Genomic DNA, 24,970 nt, shown 5'->3' with positions numbered 1-24,970 from the left:
TGGACGGGATGGACCGCGCGCGCCTGCTGCTCATCGGGATCATCGCCATCGCGGTCGCCGCCTGCGAGAAGGTGCCGATCGTCGACATCAACGCGGGCTTCGCGCTCGCGGACGTGGCCTGGTTCGAGGAGGAGGACACGCTCTTCGTCTTCTACCAGGCCAACGCCGAGCAGGGGCTGGGGCCCGAGAGCCAGATCGAGCTCACGGTCCGCACCGATCACTTCGAGCTGCCCTGGACGCCGCTGTCACAGCTCCGCACGGTTCACACCCACGTTCCGGTCGACTGCGGCCCCAAGAGCGTGTGCGGCAGCACCAGCCTGGCGCTTGGCGAGCCGCCGCGCGACGTGAGGTTGCGGCTGCGCTACCACCGTGACGGCGAGATGGCGCTGAACGCGCGCGTGGTCCTCAACGTCATCGGCAGGGGGCCGGCGCACACGAACCGGAGCCTGCTGGTGTACGGCGTGTTCGACGAGACCAACACGCACGTGCAATGGCGCGCCCGGCACCAGTTCCCGACGCTGCGGAACCACGACGTGCAGAAGTACGGACTGCGGCGCCACTTCTCCATCTCCGACCGGCGGCACGGCGCCATCGCCGCGAACTTCGGCCAGAACCCGTACGGCTACGGTTCGGTTCCGGGCTGTCCGGGAGCGCTGCCGCCGCTGGACTTCGGACCGGTGGAGACCACCGATCGGGCCGTGTTCGACGTGGGCACGCTTCCGCTGTCGGCGTCCGAGTCCCCGGTCGTCTGTGCGCGCTCGACCGTCACCGATGCACAGGGGGGCACCTTCGAGGCGGTGACGCTGGCGCGAAAGAACCCGCAGGTCCGCCCGGCCTTCCCGGTCCTGCGCAGCCCGATCACCGAGAACATCCCGGTCAAGTTCATGTTGAGCCCGTGCCGACGGACGATCTCCTCGCCGCATTACAAGATGCAGGAGCAGCGCCTCTTTCTCGAGGACGCTCCGGAGATCTGCATCGACGACTGGAACGTTCGCGGGTTCGCCGACGAGCTCGCCTCCCAGTTCCGCACGCGGATCGATCAGGTGCGGATGCAGGGGCGGGACATGGTCCTCGTGCTGGGTCTCCATCACGACGACACGACGGGCCGGTTGGGCACCGTGCTCGAGGAGGCGCTCCAGAAAGTGCTGCCCTTCGAGCGGGACAAGAGCTCGCCGCGAGTCACCGGTGCCTTCGTCTACGACAGCGTGGTGCACGTCGTCGGGCGCCCGGAGCTCCGGCGACTGGTGTTGTGGTGCCCACCCAACCACCCGGTCGACGACCTCGGCGAGGTCCCAGCGGACGCGTCGAGCAATTGCCCCGCGGTGTCGGAGATCCCCGACCTCCAGCTCGGGCCGTTCCGCTTCAATCAGATCCCGATCCTGACGACCCGTGCGCAGTACCTCCGGTTCATCGGGAAGTACTCGGAGGCCCAGGCGGGGAGGATGACCTCGATGTCGTTCCGGGCTCCCGAGCACACGCCGCTCTCCGACAACGTACCGATCGGAGAGTTCGGGACCGCGACCTTCTACAACAACGAGCTCATCACGGCGGAGCCGGGCGATGCGTTCTCCTATTGCCCGGAGGCGGACAAGAGGAGGATTGTGTTCCGCACTCCGAGCACGCCGGAGCCGGTAGGGCTCGAGCTGCTTCCCGAACTGCACCAGTCGGCCCCGCAGCCCGCGTATGCGCTCGGGCTGTTCTGGGACTTCCCGTTCCTGTTGAAGGCGAAATACGAGAGCTATCTCGCCGGAGCCGCGACGGCCTACTCGTTCTCCGTGCCGTTCGGAATTGTCAGCTCCCGCGAGGAGACCTGGGCAAGCCAGACGTGGACGACGGGCGAGTTCCCCGTGGGCGACATCCTGGCGCAATGCACGCGCTTCTGCGCTCACCCGACGTTCGATACGAGCGTCACCTACAACGTACAGGCGCTGTTCCGGGACGCCTACCGCATGCAGTGCTATCGCCCGATGTTCCCGCGGCCGGGTGACGGAGGCTTCCCGCATGATCCGTAGCCTCCTCGTCCTCTTCGTCCTCCTGTCGTTGCCGCGCGCCGTGCTGGCCGCGGAAGCGCAGGCCCCGGAACCGCCCCCCGCCGACCCCGAGAAGGTCGACGACGCGCTGGAGGGCTTCCGCACGCCGATCGACGCGCTCACCGAGCGGATGATCGGCGCGGCCTCGAAGTCGGTGCGTTTCGACTGGCGGAAGTCCACCCTCGGGTTCGGGCTGATCGGCAGCGAGCTCCTCGAGCGGAACAACTTCGGCAGCACCCGCCTTGGACTCATGGCGCGCAAGCCGTTCGGGAGCTTCGTGGGGGAGGTGGCCATTACCCGCGCGTTCACGTGGGGAACCGACAGCACCGAGAAGCTGGCGCTCACGCCGTACCGCCAACACGGCCGCCCCAGCCGCTTCGAGCTCGACATCAACGTCGGGTACCCGTTGGCGGAGGGCGTGGTGACCGCGCTGCCCGGTTTCTTCCCCGCGACCCAGCTGGTGTTCTCGGCCAACGCTGGCTTCCGCTATCTCTTCTACCCGGGGTCGATGGGCGGCATGAAGTTCCAGCAGGTCGCCACCTCGATCCTCGCGCCGCGCCTCACCGACCATGAGCTGGGGCAGCTCGAGTCCTCGCGGCCGGGTGGCATGCAGATCGACCCTGCCCGGTATGGCCTCCTCGCGGGGCTCTCCGTGGACGTGTACTTCGGGTCCGGAGGCTTCCTTTCGCCGCGGGCGATGATGGCGGTGCCGCTGTTGGGCGGCGTCACCGGAACGGGCCTGGGGCTCTGGTGGGAGCTCTCGCTCGGCTTGGGCTGGACACTCTGATGCGCTGGGTCGTCGCCATCGTCGCTGGCCTCTTGTCGAGCGCCGTGGCCGCGGAGGCGACGGCGTCCAAGCAGACCGTGGTCTTCTACAACGCGCGCCTCGCGCTCCGGGACCATCGTCCGGAGGACGTGCTCAAGCTGTGGCTGCTTCGCAACAGCCTTCTCCAGCAGGGCGAGCGCCCGCGAGAGGATCCTGAATTCCGCTCCGTGGTGTGGGCCGCGCTCGGGAGCCTCGGGCTGTGCCAGGACGGGTTCGAGGATGACGAGCGGGAGGGCGCGGGCCTTTGGCCGCTGGGGCTGCACAACATGATCGTCCACGGGCTCAGCAGAGGCCCGCCGCCCTCGACGCCCGCTCCGTGGGACGTCTTCGAGGTCGGGCGCCAGCAGCGGTTCATCTCGCTGCAGGACGTGCTCTCGGCGGAGGAGCTGCGTTCCGTGACCTTCTTCCGTACCAACTGCCTGCTGCCGGCCACCACGGCGCTGCGGTTCGGACGGACCCCGTTCCTCGACCTCAAGGATCGACTGAACGCGGGCTGGCTCCTGCGCGATCTGCTGGTGAAGTCGCGCGCCACCCTGGTGCGGGAGAAGGTCCGGAACCTGTCGGTGGTGGAGGCGCGCATCTTCGATCTCGATCTGGTGATCGCGGACCTGGAGGCGCGCAAGGCGCGTCGCGACGCTCGGAATATCGCGCAGCAGGCCCGGGGGGTCGGCGTCTCCGCGGCCGGCGCGGCGGAGCTCCGGCGCAAGCTGGAGACCTTCCCCGAGGACTCGCCGCAGGCGGCGTTCCTTCGACGAAGCCTGACCTGGACCCCTCAGGAGTGGCTGGCGCTGAACCGGGAGCGGCGGCTGTTCCTGTTCGCTCGGGCGCAGCCGCTGTCGAAGGAGCCGGACGCGCTCCAGAAGCTCATGCTCGGGATCATCGACGAGCTGATCCGCCGCAAGGACGGGAAGGAGCTCGAGGCCTGGATCGGTTTCATGGGAGCGAGCGACTCGACGGAGCTGCGCGGCGCGCTGACCTCGGGCGAACGTGGCAAGCGCCTCCTCGAGCTCGATGAGAGCACCGGGTTCCGCGAGCGATCCGTCGTCGCGCTGCACCGGGGCGTGGGCTTCCTGGAAGTGGGAGAGCTGCAGGAGTCCCTGCGCTCCTTCGCGTACGCCATGCAGCAGGCCGAGACCTCGCGCGAGGCGGCCGTCACCCTGGGGCTCGCACGGCGATGGCTGTCATACGTGCTCTCCCGCTACGAGACCAACGACGAGGTCGTCGCCACGCTGAAGGCGCTGGTTCCGCGGCAGGAGTACAACCAGGTCATCGAGGATCTGGTCTGGCGCGCCGCGCTGCGCGCCGACGAGCGTTCCTTCGAGCGGATTACCCGGACCGCCCGGCGCGGTGGCTCCTTCGATGCGACGCTCGAGCGGCTCCGGCCGCTGTCGCAGGGAAAGCCGGGAGAGATGGCGACGCGGCTGCGCGACGCGCTCCCCGAGGAGCCCTCGTCGGTGCTGAGGTTCGTGCGACAGCTCCTCGAGAACATCGAAGCGGAGGATGCGGACGTCCGCCGGGCCAACGTTCCGACGCTCAAGCACGTGCTCGTGGTGCTCCGGCCCCTGACCGTCGAATCCACAACGGTGAAGTCGCAGAGCCGGACGGCCGAAGAGCTCATGGAGCGGACCCAGTCGATCCTCGACGGCCTGAGCCACCTCGATGACTCGGTGAGCGGGAACGCGCGGGCGCTGTCACCCACGCGCTCGACCTTTGCCGGGAGCATCCGCCTCGCGCCGGCCGATCCGCTGCCATGGCCCTTCAGGCCGCCCGAGCCCGAGGCGCCATCCGTATTCACGCCGATCGTGCTCGAGCCGGTGGAGTGGCGGGACGCGAAGGGCGCACTCGTTTTCGGGTGGAGGCTCACCGAATGACCCCCAGGGAGCTTCGGCAAGAGCTGCGCCGGCGCAAGAAGGAACTGCGCCGCTCGGCGGAGCTCATGAGGCGGGCGGCACGCGAGCGGGTGGAGCAGGTCCCATCCGTTCGACGCGAGAAGAGGCGGAGACGTATTCGTCGAGCGGTGACGATCGCCGCGCTGCTGCTCCTGGCGATGTTGGTGCGCTGTGAGTGCGCGCCGTCGCCGTCCGCGCCGCCACCGGAGCCGGTGGTGAACCCCGCGCCGGAGGTGAAGCCGAAGAAGCCCGCGCCGCCCGCGAGCAAGCCGAAGGCCTTCAGCGATCGGATGGAGCGTCAGCGGCGGGGGAGCTACCAGAACGAGGCGCAGATCTCGCCGAGCTGGCTGGACGACTTCCGCCTTCAGGTCGCGGCGCGCAGCCCGCGCCTGGCCCAGTGCTTCAGTGGGACCGATCGACCCGGCGCCTTGCGCTGGACGGCCGCGGTGAACGCCGCGAGCGGCTCCGTCTCCGACCATGCGCTCGAGCTCGTGGGAACGGGCGGCGATCTGAGCGGGAAGCAACGCGACTGCGTCCTGGGCGTCCTCTCCAGCCCGGGCTACCGGCTGAAGCCCGAGCAGAAGCAGGACCTGCCTGGCCGGGTCAGCATCGTCATCGAGTTCTGACGAGGGGCTCGAACCGCGCCGCCGGCTCCGTGCGTGGAGCCGGCGGTATGTATTACTTGGACAGACGTCTGCCTAGTGGCAGAGCCCGTCCCAGCGCACGTAGCCGAAGGTTCCGCCCTGGGTCGTGTACCCGCTTACCCAGTAATAACCATTGGCCGGGAAGGGGTCGCTGGTCGTATCGAAGTTGTTGCCGCTGCCGCTGTGCAGCGTGGTCAGGAGCGTGTAGTGGGTCCCCGGCCCCGCGTAAACGCCGAGCGCGGGCCAGCACACCGAACGGACAACCGCCGCCTTGCTGACGCCGAGCTGCTCCGCGGACTCCTCGCCACCCACCTGCTCGGGCCCGCCACATCCCGTGGTGAGCAGCATCGACATTCCCACCGCACCACAAAGCATCCGCACGTTCATCATGAGGGTGTCTCCTCTTGGGGTTGGACGGCTGGACGCTAATAAGCAGGAAACGGCTCAAACGCAAACATGCTTGAATATACGGTATTCGGGTGGCTGCGCTGTAATGTGTATCGGTTTCAATGTCTCGGGAGTGTGAAGTCGAATCGCAACGATTGATAAATTGAGTTGAGATGTGTTTTAAATCCAACGAGGGAGGACAGGATGCGTGCGATCAGGCTGAGGAAACCTGGCGGGCTCGAGCGGTTGGAGCTCGGAACGGCGGAGCTACCGCCAGTGGGCAAAGGCGAGATCAGGGTGCGGCTGCACGCCAGCTCACTCAACTACCACGACTACTTCGTCGTGACTGGCAGGGGTCCGACGCCCGACGGCCGCATTCCGATGTCAGACGGTGCCGGCGAGGTAGTCGAGGTGGGGGAGGGGGTCACCGGGTTCGCGCCCGGCGACCGCGTCGTCAGCACCTTCTTCCCGCGCTGGCTGGGCGGTGAGCCGACGCTCGAAAGTCTGTCCTCGGTGCCTGGCGACGCGGACGACGGCTATGCGCGCGAGGAGGTGGTGGCGCCCGCGACCGCCTTCACCCGCGCGCCAGCCGGCTACAGCCACGCCGAGGCCGCGACGCTCACCTGCGCCGGGCTCACCGCCTGGCGCGCACTGTTCGTGGAAGCAACGCTCATGCCCGGTGAGACAGTGCTCGTCCAAGGCACGGGCGGTGTGTCGATCTTCGCGCTGCAGTTCGCCAAGGCCGCTGGCGCGCGCGTCATCGCCACCTCGTCCTCCGACGAGAAGCTCGAGCGGCTGACCGCACTGGGTGCGGACCATGTCATCAACTACAAGCGAGACGAAGCCTGGGGTGCCACCGCGAGGCGGCTGACCGGCGGGCGCGGAGTCGATCATGTCGTCGAGATTGGCGGCGCCGGTACGCTCACGCAGTCGATCGCGGCCTGCCGCCTGCGGGGCCACATCGGGCTCATCGGCGTGTTGGCGGGCTTTGTCGGCGAGGTGCCGACGGCCGCCATCATGTCGGGCAACGTGCGGATCAGCGGACTGACCGTTGGCTCTCGCGAGCATCAGCTCGCGATGATCCGCGCCATCGAGGCGAACGGCATCAAACCGGTGATTGACTCGAGCTTCCCGCTCGAAGGCATCGCCGACGCCTTCCGCCGCCAGGAGTCGGGTCGCCACTTCGGCAAGATCTGCCTCGAGTGGTGAACGGACCCCTTCTCTCGCCGCCGCTCACTGCTTCGGAGCGATGGACACCTCGAGGCCGTCGCGCCAGACCTTGTGATTGTCCGCGTAGTACAGGTACGCGCGGCTCGCCGGACCCGTGTAGGTGCCCGGCACCGCCGCGATCAGCGACAAGGGCACCTCCAGCTTCTTGCGCGGCTCCATGCCCCGCCAGTAGAGGACGACGTCGCGGCCGATCACCTCGTAGGCATCCACCGTGTGCTTCTTCACCAGCTCCTTGAGCTGGTCATGCCGGACCTCGAGACCGCCCGGCACACCGAAGATCGCCACCGTGGTGGACAGCTTCTGGTCGCTCCGGTTCGTCACCCGGACGCGTGCCTCGGTCGGCTCGCCCTCGGTCAGGGCCGTCTTCGCCAGCGCCACTTCCAGGTCCACCCGGGTGTCTGGCGAGCTGGCCGGCACGAGGGCGTTGTAGGTGACCTCGATCGAGTAGGGCAGCTCCGAGCCGCCTTCCATCCGCAGCTCGATCTTCCGCTCGCCCACCGTGAGCAGCTCGGACACGTCCGGAAGCTTGAGCGCCTCCTGCGCCCCGCCATCGAACTTCACGGCGCCGCCCACGGGCCGGCCGTCGACGTAGACGCGGACCGAGCCTGGAGCCCGCTTCGCCGAGCGCGCCTGATCGTAGGCGACGATGGCTCGCAGCGCGAGCACCGTGCTCTGGGTCGAGCCGTAGCGGCCTCCCTCGCACGAGTCCGCCAGGAACCGCATCGAGCGCTCCACGTTCACCAGGTGGGAGGGCTCCCTCAGCCAGGCCAGCACCGCCAGCGCGGTGGTCTCGATCTGGAGCGTCCCGCCCGAGCTGCCGACGATCGACTGCGTGCCTCCCTCCACCACCCCTGTCTTCCCCTGCTTCGCGGCGAGCCGCTCCATGAGCTTGCGGGCCTCGGCCCCGTCCCCCGCGAGCGCCATCACGTTCGCGGCGAGTGCGAGCACGTAGCTGTTCTGGCTCTCGAGGGCGGCCGCCTTCAGCGCGCCCACCTCCTTGGACAGCTCACGGGCCTGCTCCGCCGGCTTGTCCGTGCTCTCCAGCAGGGCCCAGAGAATGTAGGCATTGGACGTGTCGGAGTCCTCGACCCAGGTGTGGAGCGCGCGCCGCTTCCGCTCGAAGCCTCCCTTTCCATCGCGCTGCTTGAGCAGCCAGGCCCGCGTGCGCTCGAGCATGGCGGCGTCCACGTCCCGCACCTGCTTCATGTCGCTGAAGTGCATCAACCCGAACGCCGTGAGGGCTTCGTGGCCCGGATTCTCACCGAACCACTCGTAGCCCTTCTCCGGGCACTCGAAGCCCACCAGCCGCTTGTAGCCCGTCTCCAGCTTCTCGCGCGCCGACGCCACCAGCTCGGGGCTCACTCCGCTGTGCGTCTGGAAGTACTGCTGCGCCATCGTCATCGGGTAGGTGGTCGAGCTCGTCTGTTCGAAGCAGCCGGAGGGCTCCTGGATGAGCCGGGCCAGCGACTCGGTCATGTTGGCCAGGGGCGAGGGGTACACCGCGATGGAGGTCTTCACGCTGCCGCGCACATGGTTGGCGGGCAGCGTCACCGGGTGCACCACCGGCTGCCGTGACGACAGCAGCCCGCCGAACGAGGCACGGAGGGGGAAGCCATTGGGCTTGATGCTCAGCGTGCGCTTCACCGTATCCACGTAGCTGCCCGCGGTCGCCGTGAGCGTCACGTCCACGGGTCTGGACTGGGAACCGACCTTCAGCTCCAGGATGCGCCGGGCCCGCTCGTTCGCGGCCAGGTTCATCCCGCTGAGGGAGGACGCCTTCACGTCACCGCTCAGGCCCACCTTCACCGCCGCTCCCTGGAGCGTCGTGGACGTGCCATTCACCAGCGCCAGCGGCAGTTGGATCACATCCCCGGACGTCACCTCGAGCGGCAGCTTGGGCTCGACATAGAAGGGCTGCACCGACTCGAGCGTGGCCACCGCCGAGCCGAGCGCGCCGTCATCCCCCACGGCCCCCGCGAACGCCTTGAAGCTGGTGACCGAGTCGTTCAGGCCAAACGAGACGCGGACCTCCCCCGTCTTCGGGTCGGTGCGCACGCCCACGTTCCAGAAGAGCGTCTCCGTGAAGTCCACGCGGTCCCCCGGCTTGCGCCCGGGCCGCACCGTGTGGGCGTACTCGCGGAAATAGACCACGGGCTCCACCTCCACCCCCGCCATCATCTTGTCCGCCAGTGGCCTCCGCGCGGCGATGCCCGGTTGCCGTGGGGCCTCCTTCTTGGCCCTGCGCTCCGCCTCCGCCATGCCCCTGGGCGCCACGGGCTTCTTGGCGGATGGGACTGGGGGGGCGGCGGGCGGCGCGGCCTGGGGGACCGGCACCTCCTGGGGGACATGCGCGGCCTGGGGAACCAGCGCCCCCGCGGAGGCGGGGACCCCGTCGAACCGCTCGTCCAGGAGCTGGATCCGCACGGCGAGCGCGCGCCGGGCGGGATCGCCATGCTGGGCCACGAACCGCTCGGTGTCCGCCAATGCGAACCGCCGCCAGCCCTGGGTGCCCAGCAACAGGTCCACCGCCAGCTTCGCCTTGGGGTTCTTCTCGTCGAAGTAGACCTGGGCGTCGGCCAGCTCCTTCACCTCGGGCTCGAGCAGCACCATCACCGGCAACTGGGGCGCCTGATCCCGCTTCTCGATGAGCTCCAGCACCGCGTCGTCCGTCACGGTGAGCATCACCAGCGCCGAGACCGGTTTGCCTCCGCGCGTCGTCCGGGCGGTGAGCTCCACCTGGTCGCCCGGCACATAGCGCGGCTTGTTCGCCTTCAGCTCGATGGACAGAGTCTTCGCGGGCTGGCGGAACACCAGCCGCTCCGCGAGCGGACGGCCGTCGGCGTCCCACACGGTGGCGATGAGCACTCCGTCCGCGTCCTTCGGGTCGAGGATGACCTTCTCGTTCGGGTCCACCCGCGACGAGTCGAGCTCCACCTCACGTTGGCTCAGGGTCAGCTTCGCCTGCTTCACCCCCGACAGCCCCACGGTGAGCACCACGGGCTGTCCGGCGGGGATGACGTCCTCGCTCGCGCGGAGGACCGCGCCCCGGGCCTTCACCTCGGGCAGTGGGAAGGGCTTGCGGATGCCCGAGGGCTCGTCGATGCGCAGCGCGTACTTCACACCGGCCTTCGGGGTCAGCTCGAAGCGGCCCCGGCCCTCGTGCTCCGAGCGCACCGGTGCCACCACCTGGCCCGTGGACAGATCGATCACCGCGCCGGACAGGTCCGCGGGCTTCTGCTCGGGCGTCAGCGCCTGGAAATAGACGCGCGAGGGCAGTCCCGCCACCAGGTCGCCGCCCTCCGGATACAGGGTGAGATCGAGGGTCTGCAGCAGGATGGGGATCGTCTTGGCCGCCGTCTCGACCACCCCACCGTCCTCGATGGCGAAGGCGAGAGAGCCCTCGCCCCGCTCGATCCGGGTGGGCAGCTTGAAGCTGACGGTGCACAACCCCCGCGCGTCGACCACGCCCGTCACCTGCGCCGCGGTGACACCATCCACGAGCGCGGTGGCGGTGACCCGGGCGCCCGAGGGAACACCGCCCTCGGCACGCTTCACGTCGAGCGTGGCGGTGACCGTGTCCCCCGGTCCGTAACCATCGCGGAGGAACTCGATCTGCGACTTGAGCCGGGGAGCGCGGTAGGCACGCACGTCGAACTTGCGCTCGGCGGGGGCATCACCCGTCCAGGACGAGGAGACGCGGAGCGTGTACTCGCCCCCGGGCATGTCCTGCGGAATGGTCCACGAGTAGCCCCAGACCGAGTGCTGGCTCACCACGCTCGCGGAGGTGACGACGTCTCCCTTGGGACCCCGGATCTCCACGGTGGCCCCCACCGCGTTCGCCAGGGGGGTATGGCCGCGGGCGTCGAGCAAGAGGCCTCTTGCCATCACCTGCTCACCGGGCCGGTAGAGGGGCTTGTCGGTGCTGATGAAGGTCAGAGAGCGGCCGGGCCCGCCGAGTGAGGCCGTGTCCGCCCGGGCAGCCAGTACCTGCTGATGGAGGGGCAGGGGAAGGACGAGGCCAACGGTGGCGAGCGCGAGGAGGACGCGCGGGACGACGTGTTCGAGCATGAAATTCCCTGGGACAGAGAATAGGTGCTTGAGAACGGATGGGTGTATCGAAAGGTCTGCCTGGATATTCTTCCTGATTTACGGGCGACTGCCGCCGTGCCCTGGAGTCTTCCCCATTCGCTTGGGTAGCTTGGGTGCCGCTCCGCACCAACGCGGGCCCCCAACAAACAGGTCTACTCCATGGAATTCAGACTACTCGGCGCTTCGGGCTTCAAGGTTCCCGTCCTCAGTCTCGGCACGGGGACATTCGGAGGCAGCAACGAGTTCTTCAAGGGCTTTGGCAGCAGCGACGTGAAGGAGGCCACCCGGCTCGTCGACATCTCCCTCGACTCCGGGCTGAACATGTTCGACTCGGCCGACGTGTACTCGGGCGGAATGGCCGAGGAGATCCTCGGCCAGGCGATCAAGGGCCGCCGTGAGCGGGTGATCATCTCCACCAAGGCCACCCTCCGCGCGGGCCCCGGTCCCAACGACGTGGGCTCGTCGCGCTACCACCTGAACCGCGCGGTCGAGGGAAGCCTGCGCCGCCTGGGCACCGACTACATCGATCTCTTCCAACTCCACGGCTTCGATCCCATCACCCCCGTCGAGGAGACACTCAACACGCTCGACGACCTCGTGCGCGCCGGGAAGATCCGCTACATCGGCTGCTCGAACTTCCCGGGCTGGCACCTCATGAAGTCGCTGGCCGTGTCGGAGCACCACAACCTCGCGCGCTACGTGGCCCACCAGGCGTACTACTCGCTCGTCGGGCGCGACTACGAGTGGGAGCTGATGCCTCTGGGGCTCGACCAGAAGGTCAGCGCGATCGCCTGGAGCCCGCTGGGTTGGGGCCGGTTGACGGGCAGGATCCGCCGCGGCCAGCCCCTACCCGAGGGCACCCGGCTCCAGAACTCCCAGACGGCCGCGGGCGGCCCCCAGATCCCCGAGGAGTACCTCTACCGGGTCGTGGATGCGCTCGACGAGGTGGCGGCGGAGACCGGCAAGACGGTGCCGCAGGTGGCCATCAACTGGCTGCTGCAGCGGCCGACGGTCGCCAACGTCATCATCGGCGCACGCAACGAGGAGCAACTGCGCCAGAACCTGGGCGCGATCGGCTGGAATCTCACCCCGAAGCAGGTGGCGAAGCTCGACGCGGCGAGCACCACGCCCCCCGCCTACCCCTACTGGCACCATCAGCGGTTCAGCGAGAACAATACCTTCCTGAATTCTTGAAGCGGGTCAGGCCCTTCTCATCTTCACCACCGGCCCCCCTTCGCCGGGGGTCCATGGAGACTGTCGGAGTGGTGGTCTAGCGTCGCTCCTCCCTACAAGGAGGATGATCTGCAGACGTACGACCTGTTCGCCCCTACCACGACTTCCGAGCGCAATGCCATGTTCGCCAAGATGCGGAGCGAGCCTGGGCTCTGCCGCGTCGAGCCCTTTGGCGCCTATGCGGCGTCTCGCTACGAGGACGTCCTCGCCGTCCAGAAGGACGCACAGCGCTTCTCCTCCGAGGCCCTCGCGGTGACCTCCGAGCCGTCCTGGCTCGGGAGCAACCCGGTTGCCCACTCGCTGCTGTCGCAGGATCCACCCCGCCATACCCAGCTGCGCGCGTTGGTGAGCCGCGCCTTCGGCCCCACGGGGCTGGCCCGGCTGGAGGCGGTGGTTCGCCGGGAGGCCGAGTCGCTCGCCGAGGCCGCCGTCCGCCAGCGCGAGGTGGATCTCGTGGACGCCTTCTCCTTCCTCCTGCCCCGCAACGTCATCGGCTACATGCTCGGTCTGGAGCCGAGCACCTTCTCGGAGTTCAAGCGGTGGTCGGTCTCCATGGGCCTCATCTCCTCCGCGGCCCCCGAGCATTACGAGGGCATCCGCTCCACGGTGAGGGAGATGAAGGAGTACCTGGGGGCCGTCATCGCCGAGCGCCGGCGCAAGCCAGGGGAGGACATGGTGAGCGATCTCGTCCGCGCGGAGGTGGAGGGACGGAAGCTCACCGATGACGAGATCCTGTCCTTCCTCTTCCTGCTGCTGCCCGCGGGAATGGAGACGACGACGCAGCTCATCGGCAACGCGGCCATCCTCCTCGCCCGCTTCCCGGAGCAGCTCGAGCGGGCGCGGGCGGACAAGGCGCACATCCCTCGTTTCCTCGAGGAGGTGCTGCGGTACGAGTCTCCCGTCCAGCTCACCTTCCGCATGAACCTGTCGGACGTGGAGCTGGCTGGCACGAAGATACCGGCGGGGAACCTGGTGCTGGGCCTCATCGTATCCGCCAACCGCGACGAGCGGGTGTTCGAGCAGCCGGAGCAGTTCCTCCCCGGCCGCGAGAAGGGCACCCAGCACCTCACCTTCGGGCAGGGCGGCCACTTCTGCCTGGGCGCGCAGCTGGCCCGGATGGAGGCGCGGCTCGCGCTGGAGGCGCTCGTTTCGAGGATCCGCGAGCTGAAGCTCCGCTCGCCAGAGGTTGAATGGCTCCCCGGCTACGCCATTCACGGGCCGCGGGTGCTGCCGGTGGAGCTCATCCCGGCCTGACCCGGCTACACTCCGCCCATGGCCAACGAACTTCGTGACTACTTGAGCCGGCAGTTCGAAACGGCGTGGGCGCTCACCAGCTACCACTTCAACGGACTCACCACCGAGGAGTGTTTGTGGCGTCCCGCCCAGAAGGGATTGCACGTGCATCGAATCCCCGATGGGCGGTGGCGCGCCGATTGGCCGGATCGCGAGGACTACGACATCGGCCCGTCGAGTATCGCGTGGCTGACGTGGCACCTCGGCTTCTGGTGGTCCATGGTGCTCGATCACTCATCCGGCGACGGGACGCTCTCCCGCGAGAGCGTTCCGTGGCCTGGCACCGCCGACGGCGTACGCGAGTGGATCGGCCAGCTCCAGACTCAGTGGCGAGCCGTGCTCGAGCAGGTCACCGACGATGACCTGCGATCGGCACAGCGGACGCGATGGCCCTTGCAGGACCGTCCGTTCGGCGATGTCGTCGCGTGGGTCAATATCGAGCTCACGAAGAACGCCGCCGAGATCGGCTACGCACGCTTCCTCTACGCCGTCCGCGCCTCGGGCAACTCGTCTACAGTGAGCGCGTGACGCACCCCTCCGAACAGAGTCCTCCCGCTGGAGCCCGCGCCCGGCTACATGAGGTCATCTTCGAGTCGCACACCCCGGCGGGGAAGGCGTTCGACGTGGCCCTGCTGTGTGCCATCCTCCTCAGCGTCCTGGCGGTGATGTTGGAGAGCGTGGCGCCCATCCGCGAGCGGTACGGGGAGGCCATCCGCTTCGTGGAGTGGGTCTTCACCATCCTCTTCACCGTGGAGTACGGGCTGCGGCTCCTGTCCGTGAGGCGCCCGCTGCTCTACGTGTCCAGCTTCTTCGGTCTGGTGGATCTGCTGGCCATCCTGCCCACCTACCTGAGCCTGCTGCTGCCCGGGGCCCAGTCGCTGCTGGTGGTCCGCGTGCTCCGCCTGTTGCGCGTCTTCCGCGTGCTCAAGCTGGTGAGCTTCCTCGGGCAGGCGGAGGTGCTCCTCACCGCCCTGCGCGCGAGCCGTCCGAAGATCACCGTCTTCCTCGGCGCGGTGCTGAGCACGGTCGTCATCATGGGCTCGGTGATGTACATGGTGGAGGGCGAGAAGAACGGCTTCGACAGCATCCCGCGCGGGATGTACTGGGCCATCGTCACCATGACGACGGTGGGTTTCGGCGACATCACTCCCAAGACCGTCCCCGGGCAATTCATCGCGTCGGTGCTGATGATCCTGGGCTACGGAGTCCTCGCGGTCCCCACGGGCATCGTGTCGGTGGAGCTCGCGGCGGCCAGCCGGAAGGGCCTCAACCCCGAGGCCTGTCCCGGTTGTGGCGCCGAGGGCCATGACGTGGACGCGGTGCACTGCAAGTACTGCGGCACCCGCCTCTGACGGATCATGGGTGGTCCGCGGCGAGGCGTCCCGCCTCGCGGAGGTGACTCCTTTTAGTCTTGGAAAACTGCTATAGCGGCTTTTCCAAAGACAAGGAGCCCCGCATGGTCCCACCCGTCCGTACCTGGCCCCCTCCGCGCTCGCTGTCGCGCTTCCTCGTGCCCCTGCTCGGGCTCGTCCTGTCCGCGACGGAGGCCGCCGCGGCGACGCGGCCCTCGCTGGTGAATACGCGCATCTCGACGCCCTTCGGCTCCAACGGCCACGCCTCGACCATTGATGGCCGGATCTTCATCGGCAACGTGGGGGAGGATCACGCGACGACGACCACCACCTGGAGGGCCCGGGTGTTCCGGCCCGAGGCGGTGACCTACGACGCCGAGGGGAAGCCGGGCTTCTCGAGCGCCTTCTCCCCCGGAAAGACCCTCCAGGTGAAGAACGGGGAGAACGCGCTGACCTTCTGCTTCACGAACCCGGCGCAGCCCTACACGCTCAGCAGCGGCGTCGCCGTCTACCAGCCCTTCATCTTCGACTCGATGATGTTCAACGGCCCGAACCGCTTCCGCCGCCGCACCGCGGATGTCCGGGTCAGCCAGCCCTTCACCGCCCAGGCGGAGATCGCCTCGTTCTCCACGGGGACGCTGGAAGAGCTGAAGACCGTCTCGGGTGCCCCCATCATGGGCATCGAGCCGACGATGACCTCCGACGGGCGGCTGTTCCTCTTCCAGGGCGGCCCCCGCAACGACGGCGCCATCGATCACCTGATGTACAGCTACAACCCCACCCCCTGCGCCGCCACGGGTTGGAGCGATCCCCGGCCCCTGTCCATGATGTTCAACGACCCCAACCCGGGCCTCAAGCGCTACCCGATGGCCTGGCAGCGGATGAAGGCGGCCACGGGCGAGGACTTCGGTGACACCGTGGCGGGCGGCAACCTGATCCGTGCCGCCTATCCCTGGGTGGACCACGAGGGCCGCAACGTCCTCTATGCCGCCGTCGGCTTCACCGGGGCCGCGGGCGGGCGTCGCGAGGCGATGAGCCTGATTGGCGCGGACACGGGGTGGATCGCCCATCACATCGACGGGAGCATCAACACCGACCGGCAGGACATCGCGCACCTCTTCTACTCGGGCCCCATGTGGAACTTCGAGCAGGAGCGCGCTCCCGCCCAGAACTTCCCGCCGGGCTCGAGCAACGAGACCCGCTTCCTCCCCGTCACCAAGACGCACGACGTGCTCGCGCTCTTCGGCAGCAACACGGCGGACTACAACGAGGTCGACCTGGGCGAGCTGCTCAATCCCTACCAGCTGCTCTTCCTGCCCATGAATGAGATGGTCACCCGGGGAGGAACGTATGACCTGACGCGCACGCCCGATGGCTCGGGCCGCTTCTACACGGGCTCGCTCGTGGGCGCGGCGCAGATCTCCGAGAAGAACGACGTGACGCAGCCGCCCTCGGGCTCCTTGTGGGAGCCGCACGGCAAGGGCAAGGCCCTGGTGCTCGCCGGCGGAGGCGCCGCCACCGTGAACCTGACCGACCCCTCCAGCACCGTTCCCGGTGTCGGGGCGCTCGTGCGGGGCTTCACCGTGCAACTCGCCATCCGCCCGGACGCCGCCATCAACCAGGGTTGCACGGGCAATCCCTACCGCTACCTCCTGGCGAAGCCCGGCGGTCTGGACCTCATCTACGAGGCGAACGGCGCGGTGCACATGTCGTTCGTGATCAACGGGCAGCGCGTCCGCCTGGGGTTCAGTCAGCCTCTTCCCAAGGGCGTGTGGACGCACCTGGCCTATACCTGGGATGGCGTCACCGGACAGTTCGGCGAGTACATCAACGGCAAGGCCACGGGGCGCGCGCTGCCCACCGCTCCCGGCTCCTTCCGGCTGGGCACGGGCTCCCTCTTCATCGGCGCGGGCTCGAACCTGGACACCCAGAGCTGCCCGGCGACAGGGGAGGGCTCGTTCAAGGGCGCCATCGACGAGGTGCGCTTCTTCACCAACGCGCGCTCCAACCGCAGCATCTGCCTGACGACGATGGGTGCGGACTGCAAGGAGGCCGCCATCCAGGAGGAGCCCACCGGAGGCCAGTTCGTCATGAATCAGCAGCACCCCGCGTGCAACAGTGTCTCGGCGCTGGGCTCGCAGGCATGCGCCGTGTCCATGCACCGCGTCTGCGCCCAGCGCGGAGCCGATGACGCGCTGAGCAGCGCCTCGAACTTCTACGAGACCCTCCAGCAGGTCATCGGCAACCGCCCGCCCATCTCCCTGCTGGGCGTTCCCGCCTCCGCCACCAGCACGGAGGTCAACGTGGCCTGCGCTCCCATCCAGCACCAGAGCCTGGGGGTGACCTTCGAGGAGCTGGCGCGCCGTCACTCGGGATGCACGGATGAGCGGTTCTCACAGTCCACCGACTGCTCCGCCGCCGCCCACCGGTGGTGCCAGGGCCTGGGTTGGACGACCGGGCAGATCTTCGAGATGACCTCCCGGCCCTGGGTGGGCTGCTTCAACTCGGGGCTCATGCAGGACGTTCCCCGGTCGGTGCTCGGGCCCGCCTCCAACGCGGGCAACCTCACCTCCGCGGAGTCGCGGCTGGAGGTCAGCAAGTGGTGCCAGTCGCGTGGCTACGGGGCGGGAGTCCTCCAGGAGGTGCCCAGCACCACCACCGTCCACGTCCACTGCTTCAAGCCCGCGGTGACCCAGACGTGGAAGTTCGTTCCCTGATTGCACCGGCTCCCTTGCCCCGCGCAGCGCGCATGTCCGGGGCAGGGGAGCCAGATGAGCCAGGTTGAGCTCAACAATGTGCCGGCCTCGGGCACCACGCCCGAGCAGGGGGTGGTCAAGACGGTCAAGATGAAGGTCACGGACTGTTCGCGCGCACAGACCGCGACCCTCGACTTCTGATTCTCAGCCGCCGAACGCCTCGCGCAGCCGCTCGCCCATCAGCCGTCGGGCGTCGTGCGCGGCGTCGATGAGACCGGCCAGCAGGACGAACGGATGGACCTGGCCCGCGAAGCACCGGTACTCGGCCGGGACGCCCGCTGCGCGCAGCGCCACCGCGTAGGCCTTCAGGAAATACTCGATGTGGCGGCGGGTCATGAGGTGACCCTCGCTGAACTCCGCGTAGCTGGGCGTCCGGCCCACGCGCGCATCGGTGAGGGGATAGATGAGCACCTGATGGACGAGTCCCGGGGACGTGCCCCGCAGGCCCTGGGCCACGGTCGCCGCGAGGTTGCCGCCCGCACTGTCACCCGCGACGGCGACCCGCGTCCGGTCCGTGCCGAGCCTCGCGCCGCCGTCCAGCAGGGCACGCGTGACGGCCAGTCAGTCCTCGTAGGCCGCCAGGAAGGGGTGTTCTGGGGAACGGCGGTAGTCGACCGACACCACCACCGCCCCCGAATGGCGGGCAATGTCCCGTCCCGGTCAACGGCGCGACCATTGCCAACTGCGCCCGGTTCTCCTCGACGGTGCGGGTATCGAGCGGGGCATGTCGGCGACCGTGGCGAGGAAGTTCCGGGCCTGCGGATCGAGTGGCATACGGAATGATTTTGGCGTGAATGGCAATGTCAAAGCCATGCAACTGTTCGTCAAAAAAGACGGAGCAGGCGCGACACAAGTGCTGTACCTGAAGTTCCAATCCGGTGAGAAAGAACAGCTCCGTGCCTGCGAGAAGAGTTGCGAGGATATGGGGTGGCTGGGAAGAAAATCACGCTACGAATGGAACATGGTTGCATCAGTTGACAGGCATATAATAGCTGCTTTAGAAATCCTTCTCGCTTAGCACCGGATTGTTGGACTCTTCCGAGATCAAAGTGTGCGGTAGCACGAAGAGCGCAACGGGTTGCTCGCGAGCGCTGGCTCGACGGTAGTGGTTGCCAGTGTCACGAGTGCGGTAGGGCGGCGCATCGTCGACGGACGCGCACTGGCACTCAACATCAGGAGCACCGACACATGCGAAAGTCGTCCACGTGGCCTGCAGGCAGAGTGCGCCCAATGGGGGCGCTGGTGGTGGGCTGTGCCCTTGTTGCCCCTCTGTCCGCCGTCGCGGGCCCGTCCGACGCGAAGAAGCCGCCCGCCTCCGTGCGCGGCGTCTCGCTGCCTCCGGCGGTGCTCGTCACGGGTTCGCGGGATGTCGCCGCGGGTGGCGCCAGGGGTTACTCGCTCGTTACACCGGCCGGGCTCGTGTTCCACCACACCGACAGGCCTGTCTTGGCGCTGCGCTCCCGCCAGGTTCCCGACACAGCCATCCAACTGCATACGTGGCAGGAATTGCAAACGAACGGGACACACCAGGCCTACACGGCCTATACGCGTGGCGGGACGGAGACGCTCGGCCGTGTCAGGGATACAAGCTACCTGGTACGTCTGGACGCGGCGCAGTTCGATCCGCTCCAGGGCTCGCAGCCGCTGGCCACCGGTCTCCTCGCCGCGGATCCAGATAACACGTTGCACCTGGTGCAGTTTCTCGGGACGCCGCTGCCGGAGTTTCGTGAGGCCATCCAGCGCCAGGGCGGCAAGGTGCTGCGCTTTCTCACGGACCACACCTTCGTGGTGGACATGGACGCGGACGCGCGGAAGCGCGTGGCGGAACTACCCTACGTGCGCTGGGTAGGGCCCTACCACCCCGAGTACCGGCTGGAGCGCGAGCTGCGGGACTCCCTGATGGGGCTGGCGCCGGAATTGGCACCGCAGCGCTACTCCATCATGCTGGGTGAGGGCGGCACCGGGCGGCAGGGGCAGGTGGCCGCCCTGGTTCGGCGGCTCGGTGGCACGGTGGACCTCGTCGAGCCGGGCGGCCTGCGCGTGGAGGCCACGCTCAACGCGGACCAGCTACGCCAGGTGGCTCGCTCCAACGCGGTGCAGTTCATCGACCGGTGGGGTGGCCCCGGTGGCGTGGACATGGACATCGTCCGCAACCTGGGCGGCGCCAACTACCTGGAGGGGCTCAAGGGCTGGACGGGGCAGGGCGTGCGCGGGGAAATCTTCGACACCGAGCTACTCACCACCCACCAGGAGTGGGCCACCGCACCCATCATCCACAGCGCTGGCACCACGAGCAGCAGCTATCACGGCACCAGTTGCTACAGTAACAACTTCGCCCGGGGCGTGAACCAGGCTGCGCGTGGCATGCTTCCCAGCGGTCAGGGCATCTTCTTCCGCTACAGCGAGTCCACTCAGTTCGGTGGCACCAGGTCCCGCTACGACATCAACAAGGAGCTCATCGATCCGGCCGGGCCCTACCGTGCCGTGTTCCAGACCTCCAGCGTGGGGAGCGCCCAGGGCACCGCCTACACCACCCTCTCCGCCGAGGTGGACGACTACCTCTTCAAGCATCCCATCCTCAGCACGCAGTCGCAGAGCAATCTGGGCAGCCGGAACTCACGCCCGCAGGCGTGGGCGAAGAACATCGTCTCCGTGGGCGCGTTCCAGCACCAGAACACCTCCAACCGCGCGGATGACCGCTGGGGCTACACCGGCAGCATCGGCCCCGCGGCGGACGGCCGCATCAAGCCGGACCTGTCCTACTTCTACGACTCCATCGAGTCGGCGACTGGCAGCGGCAACACCAACTACACCCAGTTCGGCGGTACCAGCTCCGCTACACCGCAAACGGCGGGCCACTTCGGCCTGCTCTTCCAGATGTGGCACGAGAGCGTCTGGAGTGGCTTCGGCGGCAAGGCGGACGTGTTCGCCAGCCGCCCGCAGATGGCCACCGCCAAGGCGCTGATGATCAACAACGCCTGGCGCTACAACTGGCTGGCCGGCGGCTCCAACTCGGACATCGACCGTTATAAACAGGGTTGGGGCACCGCCGACATCCGGCGCCTCTACGATCGCGCCCCGAAGACGAGCGTCATCGACGAGACGGACCTCCTCACTCCGCTGGGTGTCAAGACGTACGACGTCACCGTCCTGTCCGGTGAGACGGAACTGAACGTCACGCTCGTCTTCACCGACCCGATGGGCACCGTCGGCGCGGCCCAGGCGCGCATCAACGATCTGTCGCTCCGCGTGACGGCTCCCAACGGCACCGTCTACTGGGGCAACCACGGCCTGACGGCGGGCAACTTCTCCACCCAGGGGGGAACGTCCAACACCATCGACACGGTGGAGAACGTGTTCATCCAGAACCCCGTGGCCGGTAAGTGGAAGGTGGAGGTGCTGGGCGACGAAATCGTCCAGGACGCCCATGTGGAGACGGCCGCGCTGGATGCGGACTACGGCCTGGTGGTCAGCGGCGGCGTCATCGTGGTGGGCGATGTCGACGGTAACGGCTGCGTGAATACCGACGACATCAACCTCATCACCGCGGCCATGGGCCAGACGGTGCCCCCCGCCGCCCCCGCGCTCGACCTCAACGGCGACGCCGTCATCAACGTTTTCGACCGCAACATTGCCCTGCAGAACTACGGCAAGGGCTGCACCACCCCGCTGAAGTAGCCCCCACTGCTCCCACCGCCCAGACGGGCTCCTGTGGTGCCGGCACCGGAGTCCGGAAAGGTTCGTGTCATGTTGCCCCCAGGCTGGTCGCGAGTACCGGGTTGTCTCCTGGTCGCGATGCTCGTCGCGTGTGCCGGGGATGCGCCGGGCGTTCCGCCCAGTGACGCGTCCACCCAGGATGCGGGAGCGGTGGACGCCGGACAGCCCGATGCCGGGGAGCCGGACGGCGGTCCCTCGCAACCCGATGCCGGAGCGTGCCATGACGACGACCCGTGTACGGTGGAGCAGCTCGACGAGTCGGGCCACTGCGTCTACCCCGCCGCACCAGACGGCACCGGCTGTGATGACGGCGAGCAGTGCACGTCGGGGGATCGCTGCGTGGGCGGAGCGTGCCGGGGCGAGCCTCTCTCTCGTCCCGCGGCGACGTTCGGCACCCTGTGGAGCCACGGAGCGGCTCCGGTGGAGCAGGGCGGTCCACCGCTGGCGGGCCTGGCGGAGTCCGTGTCGGATGACCGCATCCTGTTCGGCGAGCGTCTGGGTGGAAGCGGATTGTCGGTGTCCCTGGTGCGCGTGAGCCCAGAAGGGCTGGTGCGGCTGGACCAGCGCACCCTGGACCTGTACGTCGAGCGCTTCCTCGGAAGCTGGGACTGGTCGGATCGCTTCACTACCTTCTTCGTCCCCCTGGGACCGGACCGCGTCGTCGTCGTGGGGACGCGGCAACGCCTGGAGTTGCTGGGGCTGGAGGGGGACCGCCTCACGACGCTGTCGCGGTACGCGCTCCCCTCCAACAGCGACAGCATCCTCTCCGGTGCCGGGCGGGGAGACCGCTTCTGGACATGTGCCGGTTACGTGGTGACGGCCTGGCGCGTCGGAGCGGATCACTCCCTGAGCCAGGACGCCGTCCACAACTTCCAGCTTCCCGGGGGTACCTGCCGCTCGCTGGCCCTCTCCCCGGACGGCAATACGCTGTGGGCCGCGACCTCGCTGGGACTCGTGCCGGTGGATGTGTCCTCGCCGTCGGGCCCGGTCGTCGGGACCGCCCTCTTCACGACCCAGGCCTTCTTCCACGTGCAGGCCCGGGGCGCGTTCGTCGTGGCGCACGAATTGCTCCGCTATGGGGAACTGGGCCGCATCTTCGTGTACCGCGCGGCGGACCTGGCCAGAACGGGGACGCCCTCACCCGTGAAGACCTTCGCGCCCATGGAGGGCGTCGGGCGCTGGGAGCGTCCCCTGGGCTTCGTGCTGCTGGACGGCGAGCTGCTGATCGAGTGGTTTCGTCTGGGGGGCTCCCTGCGCTCGTACACGGTGGAGCGGCACACCCTGACGGCGGAGGGCGTCTCCCCGGTGGTGGGCAGCATCCTCCTGCGGGAGGGCGAGGAGGTGGGGCTGCACCTGTCCCCGCTGGTGCTCACCGGCGCGGGACGGCACGCCGTGCTGCAGCCCTGGCGCCGCGTGCTCACGCTGGGGGACTCCGGCGCGATGCACTTCCAGACCGGCGTCCACCATGGCGCCCTGGTGCGCGTGCGCGCCGCCGCGGATGGCACCGTCCAAGCCGTGGGGCCCTTTGAATCCCACCGCGTAGACCTCTCGAACCCCGAGCAACCCCTGCTCGCCGCGGGTGGCATGCTACTGCCCGCGGACACTCGGCGGCTGCGGCTCGCGCCGCCCGTTTCGGGGCCGGGCCCCCTGGAGCTGGTGACGGTGCCCACGAGCGGCTCCAACGTGCACCAGGAAGAGGGAACCGCGGTGCTGAGCTGCCTGCGCTCCGGTGCTGGAGCGCTGCTGGAGACGGCCGGTCACGTGAGCGTCGTGGGAGGCCCGGCGGCCCTGGCCTCCGCGGAGGGGCAGCTCTTCCAGATGTCGCCCACGTCGCAGGGCGGCTACTGGCTGCGGCGCTTCACGCTGCCCGCGACCTGCACGGGAGCCGTGCTGGTACCCGCGGCCGAGCGTACCTTCACGTTGGACGGCGGCGCGGGCACGCGCACGGACTGGGCCTTCGCGGTGGATGGGAAGCGCTCGGAGGTGCTGATGGGCGAGGTCCGCTTCGAAGAGCCCGCGAAGCCCTCGCGGCTGGCCCTGCACTGGTCCTCCTGGACGGGAGGGGATGTGGCCACCGGAGTGCTGTCCGGGACGACGGACCGATTCACTGCCCTCGCGCTCGCGAAGGGGCTCGCCCTGATCATCGAGAACGGTCGCCAGGTCCACCTGCTGGAGCGCCAGGGCACGCGCATCGTCACCCGGAAGCACGTGGACCTGTCCCAGCTTCCGGTCCCGCTGGACGTGCGGAGCATCCTTGCCTTCGACGGCGCGGTGGCCTACCTCGCCCTCGCGGCACCTCCTTTCGGAGTCATCGCCCTGGGTACGGGCGACCTCTCCGTGCTCGCGCGCTATCCCACCCCCAGCGACGTGCGCTCACTCGTGTTCTCCGGCGAGTGGCTCGTGCTGGGCATGAACGACGCACTCACCGTGGCCACGCCGGTTTGTGGAGAGAATCGGTGGGCAGTGAACGAAGCGAAGTCGAAGCAGTGAATGAACATCCAACGCATGGGGGGTTCCACATGAAGACTGTGTTTCAGCGAGTATTTTCCCGGGTCACGATGGGTGTGGCCTGCGCGGCGGCATTGACCTCCGGTGTGGCGAGCGCGGACGAGCACGTGCTCGTCCTGCTCGACCGGACCGGTAGCATGTCGCTCCAGTCCGTGCCCGGGAAGACGCGCTTCCAGGTCGCCAAGGAGCGCATCAACGCCTTCCTGGACATCGTTCCGCCCCAGCCGACGAAGTATGCCTTCTGGACCTTCGAGGGCACGGGCTACGTCAAGGTTTTCAATTTCAGCCAGAACAAGACGGCGGCGGAGGTCAAGGCGGCGGTGAACGCGGCCACCCTGGGTGGTAACACCCCGCTGGCCTACTCCGTGTGCGCCGCGGTGGACGAGCTCATCAACTATCTGCCCAACGAGTTCCACGCCAAGCGCATCTACATGGCGACGGACGGTGAGGAGAACGCCACGCCGACCACGGACCAGTGCTATGGTCTCAGTAGCCCGACGGCCTACCCGACACTGGCGACGAACAGCTGGCAGTGGAAGGTGCGCAACAAGGCGTGCACGGGCAGCGCGACCGCCCCGGGCCCCTGCTCCGGTGGCATCCCTCCCATGGGCCTGACGCTCATCGTGGACATCGACCACCTCTATGATTTCGTCCCGTTCCAGGCCAACGCGTTCACCGAGGAACTGGAGGATCCCCGCGCCCGGAGTGGCTTCGCCGCGGCCATGGCAGCGAACAACGACGCCGCGTTCTTCGGCGGGCTGAGCGGCGAGACGAATGGCCGCTACGCGAGCATCACCCCGGCGACGCCGCCGGCCCAGGCCACCCCGGTGCCGGGTGATGCCACCGGCGACGGCTGTGTCAACGTCACGGACCGCACGGCCGTGCTCGCGCAGTATGGCCAGCAGGTGCCCGCGGGGACGCCGACGGACTTCAACCGCGACCTCATTGTGAACATCTACGACCACAACACGGTGCTCCAGAACTTCGGCCGCGGCTGCACGACGACCACGAAGTAG

Annotated in this window: 17 protein-coding genes and 1 pseudogene; 15 read left to right on the top strand and 3 right to left on the bottom strand. The window is 68.2% G+C overall.

Going from position 1 to position 24,970, the window contains the following annotated elements; genetic code table 11:
• Positions 1-8 precede the first annotated feature (8 nt).
• The 4 genes from NR810_RS09495 to NR810_RS09480 are packed head-to-tail and all read left to right on the top strand — an operon-like array spanning position 9 to position 5,371.
• A complete protein-coding gene (locus NR810_RS09495) occupies positions 9-2,012 on the top strand; it encodes a hypothetical protein (protein ID WP_257450433.1) in 2,004 nt (667 codons plus the stop codon).
• Entirely contained in the window at positions 2,002-2,817 is an 816-nt protein-coding gene (locus NR810_RS09490; protein WP_257450431.1) for a hypothetical protein, read from the top strand. Before NR810_RS09495 ends, NR810_RS09490 begins: the two co-directional genes overlap by 11 nt.
• Complete coding sequence (locus tag NR810_RS09485) at positions 2,817-4,727, top strand: hypothetical protein (RefSeq protein ID WP_257450428.1); 1,911 nt, start codon at positions 2,817-2,819, stop codon at positions 4,725-4,727. Before NR810_RS09490 ends, NR810_RS09485 begins: the two co-directional genes overlap by 1 nt.
• Positions 4,724-5,371: a hypothetical protein gene (locus NR810_RS09480; RefSeq protein ID WP_257450426.1), complete on the top strand. Its 648-nt coding sequence runs from the start codon at positions 4,724-4,726 to the stop codon at positions 5,369-5,371. The genes NR810_RS09485 and NR810_RS09480 overlap by 4 nt, the downstream gene beginning before the upstream one ends.
• 72 nt (positions 5,372-5,443) lie before the next feature.
• Here the strand turns inward: NR810_RS09480 and NR810_RS09475 are convergent, their stop codons facing one another.
• Positions 5,444-5,779: a hypothetical protein gene (locus NR810_RS09475; protein ID WP_257450424.1), complete on the bottom strand. Its 336-nt coding sequence runs from the start codon at positions 5,777-5,779 to the stop codon at positions 5,444-5,446.
• Between the two features lie 201 nt (positions 5,780-5,980).
• Here NR810_RS09475 and NR810_RS09470 point away from each other — a divergent pair, with 201 nt between their 5' ends.
• Complete coding sequence (locus NR810_RS09470) at positions 5,981-6,985, top strand: zinc-dependent alcohol dehydrogenase family protein (RefSeq protein WP_257450421.1); 1,005 nt, start codon at positions 5,981-5,983, stop codon at positions 6,983-6,985.
• Between the two features lie 24 nt (positions 6,986-7,009).
• Here the strand turns inward: NR810_RS09470 and NR810_RS09465 are convergent, their stop codons facing one another.
• Positions 7,010-11,074: an MG2 domain-containing protein gene (locus NR810_RS09465; RefSeq protein ID WP_257450418.1), complete on the bottom strand. Its 4,065-nt coding sequence runs from the start codon at positions 11,072-11,074 to the stop codon at positions 7,010-7,012.
• 180 nt (positions 11,075-11,254) lie between these two features.
• Here NR810_RS09465 and NR810_RS09460 point away from each other — a divergent pair, with 180 nt between their 5' ends.
• The 6 genes from NR810_RS09460 (at position 11,255) to NR810_RS09435 (ending at position 17,870) form a co-directional block, all read left to right on the top strand.
• On the top strand, positions 11,255-12,289 hold the full coding sequence (locus NR810_RS09460) for an aldo/keto reductase (protein WP_257450415.1): 1,035 nt from the start codon (positions 11,255-11,257) through the stop codon (positions 12,287-12,289).
• A 159-nt stretch (positions 12,290-12,448) separates the two neighbouring features.
• Positions 12,449-13,582 carry a cytochrome P450 gene (locus tag NR810_RS09455; protein ID WP_257450412.1) on the top strand — a complete coding sequence of 378 codons (1,134 nt, stop codon included), beginning with the start codon at positions 12,449-12,451 and terminating at the stop codon, positions 13,580-13,582.
• 18 nt (positions 13,583-13,600) lie between these two features.
• On the top strand, positions 13,601-14,149 hold the full coding sequence (locus NR810_RS09450) for a DinB family protein (protein WP_257450409.1): 549 nt from the start codon (positions 13,601-13,603) through the stop codon (positions 14,147-14,149).
• Positions 14,146-14,973 (top strand): ion transporter, encoded by an 828-nt coding sequence (locus NR810_RS09445; RefSeq protein ID WP_257450405.1) that lies wholly within the window; start codon positions 14,146-14,148, stop codon positions 14,971-14,973. The genes NR810_RS09450 and NR810_RS09445 overlap by 4 nt, the downstream gene beginning before the upstream one ends.
• Positions 14,974-15,077: 104 nt before the next feature.
• On the top strand, positions 15,078-17,690 hold the full coding sequence (locus NR810_RS09440) for a LamG domain-containing protein (protein ID WP_257450403.1): 2,613 nt from the start codon (positions 15,078-15,080) through the stop codon (positions 17,688-17,690).
• Between the two features lie 54 nt (positions 17,691-17,744).
• A complete protein-coding gene (locus NR810_RS09435) occupies positions 17,745-17,870 on the top strand; it encodes a hypothetical protein (RefSeq protein WP_257450401.1) in 126 nt (41 codons plus the stop codon).
• A 3-nt stretch (positions 17,871-17,873) separates the two neighbouring features.
• Here NR810_RS09435 and NR810_RS09430 read toward each other — a convergent pair.
• Positions 17,874-18,377: pseudogene (locus tag NR810_RS09430) on the bottom strand (alpha/beta hydrolase fold domain-containing protein).
• A 76-nt stretch (positions 18,378-18,453) separates the two neighbouring features.
• Between NR810_RS09430 and NR810_RS09425 the strand changes: the two are divergent.
• The 4 genes from NR810_RS09425 to NR810_RS09410 all read left to right on the top strand — a co-directional run bounded on the left by NR810_RS09425 (position 18,454) and on the right by NR810_RS09410 (position 24,970).
• Positions 18,454-18,747 (top strand): hypothetical protein, encoded by a 294-nt coding sequence (locus tag NR810_RS09425; protein WP_257450398.1) that lies wholly within the window; start codon positions 18,454-18,456, stop codon positions 18,745-18,747.
• Positions 18,748-18,959: 212 nt separating this feature from the next.
• A complete protein-coding gene (locus NR810_RS09420; protein ID WP_257450707.1) occupies positions 18,960-21,407 on the top strand; it encodes a S8 family serine peptidase in 2,448 nt (815 codons plus the stop codon).
• 69 nt (positions 21,408-21,476) lie between these two features.
• The gene (locus NR810_RS09415; protein WP_257450396.1) at positions 21,477-23,936 is read left to right on the top strand and encodes a hypothetical protein; all 2,460 of its coding nucleotides are present in this window, start codon (positions 21,477-21,479) and stop codon (positions 23,934-23,936) included.
• A 68-nt stretch (positions 23,937-24,004) separates the two neighbouring features.
• Entirely contained in the window at positions 24,005-24,970 is a 966-nt protein-coding gene (locus tag NR810_RS09410) for a VWA domain-containing protein (RefSeq protein WP_257450394.1), read from the top strand.

It is taken from the genome of Archangium lipolyticum (assembly GCF_024623785.1).
Classification (GTDB): domain Bacteria; phylum Myxococcota; class Myxococcia; order Myxococcales; family Myxococcaceae; genus Archangium; species Archangium lipolyticum.
Note: the sequence above shows the minus strand (reverse complement) of the source record. Positions and strands in the feature narration are given on the sequence as shown.

What these genes read in the sequence shown, in the direction of transcription:
- NR810_RS09495 (WP_257450433.1), top strand. Translation starts at nt 9, where the DNA reads ATGGACCGCGCGCGCCTGCTGCTCATCGGGATCATCGCCATCGCGGTC.
- NR810_RS09490 (WP_257450431.1), top strand. Translation starts at nt 2,002, where the DNA reads ATGATCCGTAGCCTCCTCGTCCTCTTCGTCCTCCTGTCGTTGCCGCGC.
- NR810_RS09485 (WP_257450428.1), top strand. Translation starts at nt 2,817, where the DNA reads ATGCGCTGGGTCGTCGCCATCGTCGCTGGCCTCTTGTCGAGCGCCGTG.
- NR810_RS09480 (WP_257450426.1), top strand. Translation starts at nt 4,724, where the DNA reads ATGACCCCCAGGGAGCTTCGGCAAGAGCTGCGCCGGCGCAAGAAGGAA.
- NR810_RS09475 (WP_257450424.1), bottom strand. Translation starts at nt 5,779, where the DNA reads ATGATGAACGTGCGGATGCTTTGTGGTGCGGTGGGAATGTCGATGCTG.
- NR810_RS09470 (WP_257450421.1), top strand. Translation starts at nt 5,981, where the DNA reads ATGCGTGCGATCAGGCTGAGGAAACCTGGCGGGCTCGAGCGGTTGGAG.
- NR810_RS09465 (WP_257450418.1), bottom strand. Translation starts at nt 11,074, where the DNA reads ATGCTCGAACACGTCGTCCCGCGCGTCCTCCTCGCGCTCGCCACCGTT.
- NR810_RS09460 (WP_257450415.1), top strand. Translation starts at nt 11,255, where the DNA reads ATGGAATTCAGACTACTCGGCGCTTCGGGCTTCAAGGTTCCCGTCCTC.
- NR810_RS09455 (WP_257450412.1), top strand. Translation starts at nt 12,449, where the DNA reads ATGTTCGCCAAGATGCGGAGCGAGCCTGGGCTCTGCCGCGTCGAGCCC.
- NR810_RS09450 (WP_257450409.1), top strand. Translation starts at nt 13,601, where the DNA reads ATGGCCAACGAACTTCGTGACTACTTGAGCCGGCAGTTCGAAACGGCG.
- NR810_RS09440 (WP_257450403.1), top strand. Translation starts at nt 15,078, where the DNA reads ATGGTCCCACCCGTCCGTACCTGGCCCCCTCCGCGCTCGCTGTCGCGC.
- NR810_RS09435 (WP_257450401.1), top strand. Translation starts at nt 17,745, where the DNA reads ATGAGCCAGGTTGAGCTCAACAATGTGCCGGCCTCGGGCACCACGCCC.
- NR810_RS09425 (WP_257450398.1), top strand. Translation starts at nt 18,454, where the DNA reads ATGTCGGCGACCGTGGCGAGGAAGTTCCGGGCCTGCGGATCGAGTGGC.
- NR810_RS09420 (WP_257450707.1), top strand. Translation starts at nt 18,960, where the DNA reads ATGGGGGCGCTGGTGGTGGGCTGTGCCCTTGTTGCCCCTCTGTCCGCC.
- NR810_RS09415 (WP_257450396.1), top strand. Translation starts at nt 21,477, where the DNA reads ATGTTGCCCCCAGGCTGGTCGCGAGTACCGGGTTGTCTCCTGGTCGCG.
- NR810_RS09410 (WP_257450394.1), top strand. Translation starts at nt 24,005, where the DNA reads ATGGGTGTGGCCTGCGCGGCGGCATTGACCTCCGGTGTGGCGAGCGCG.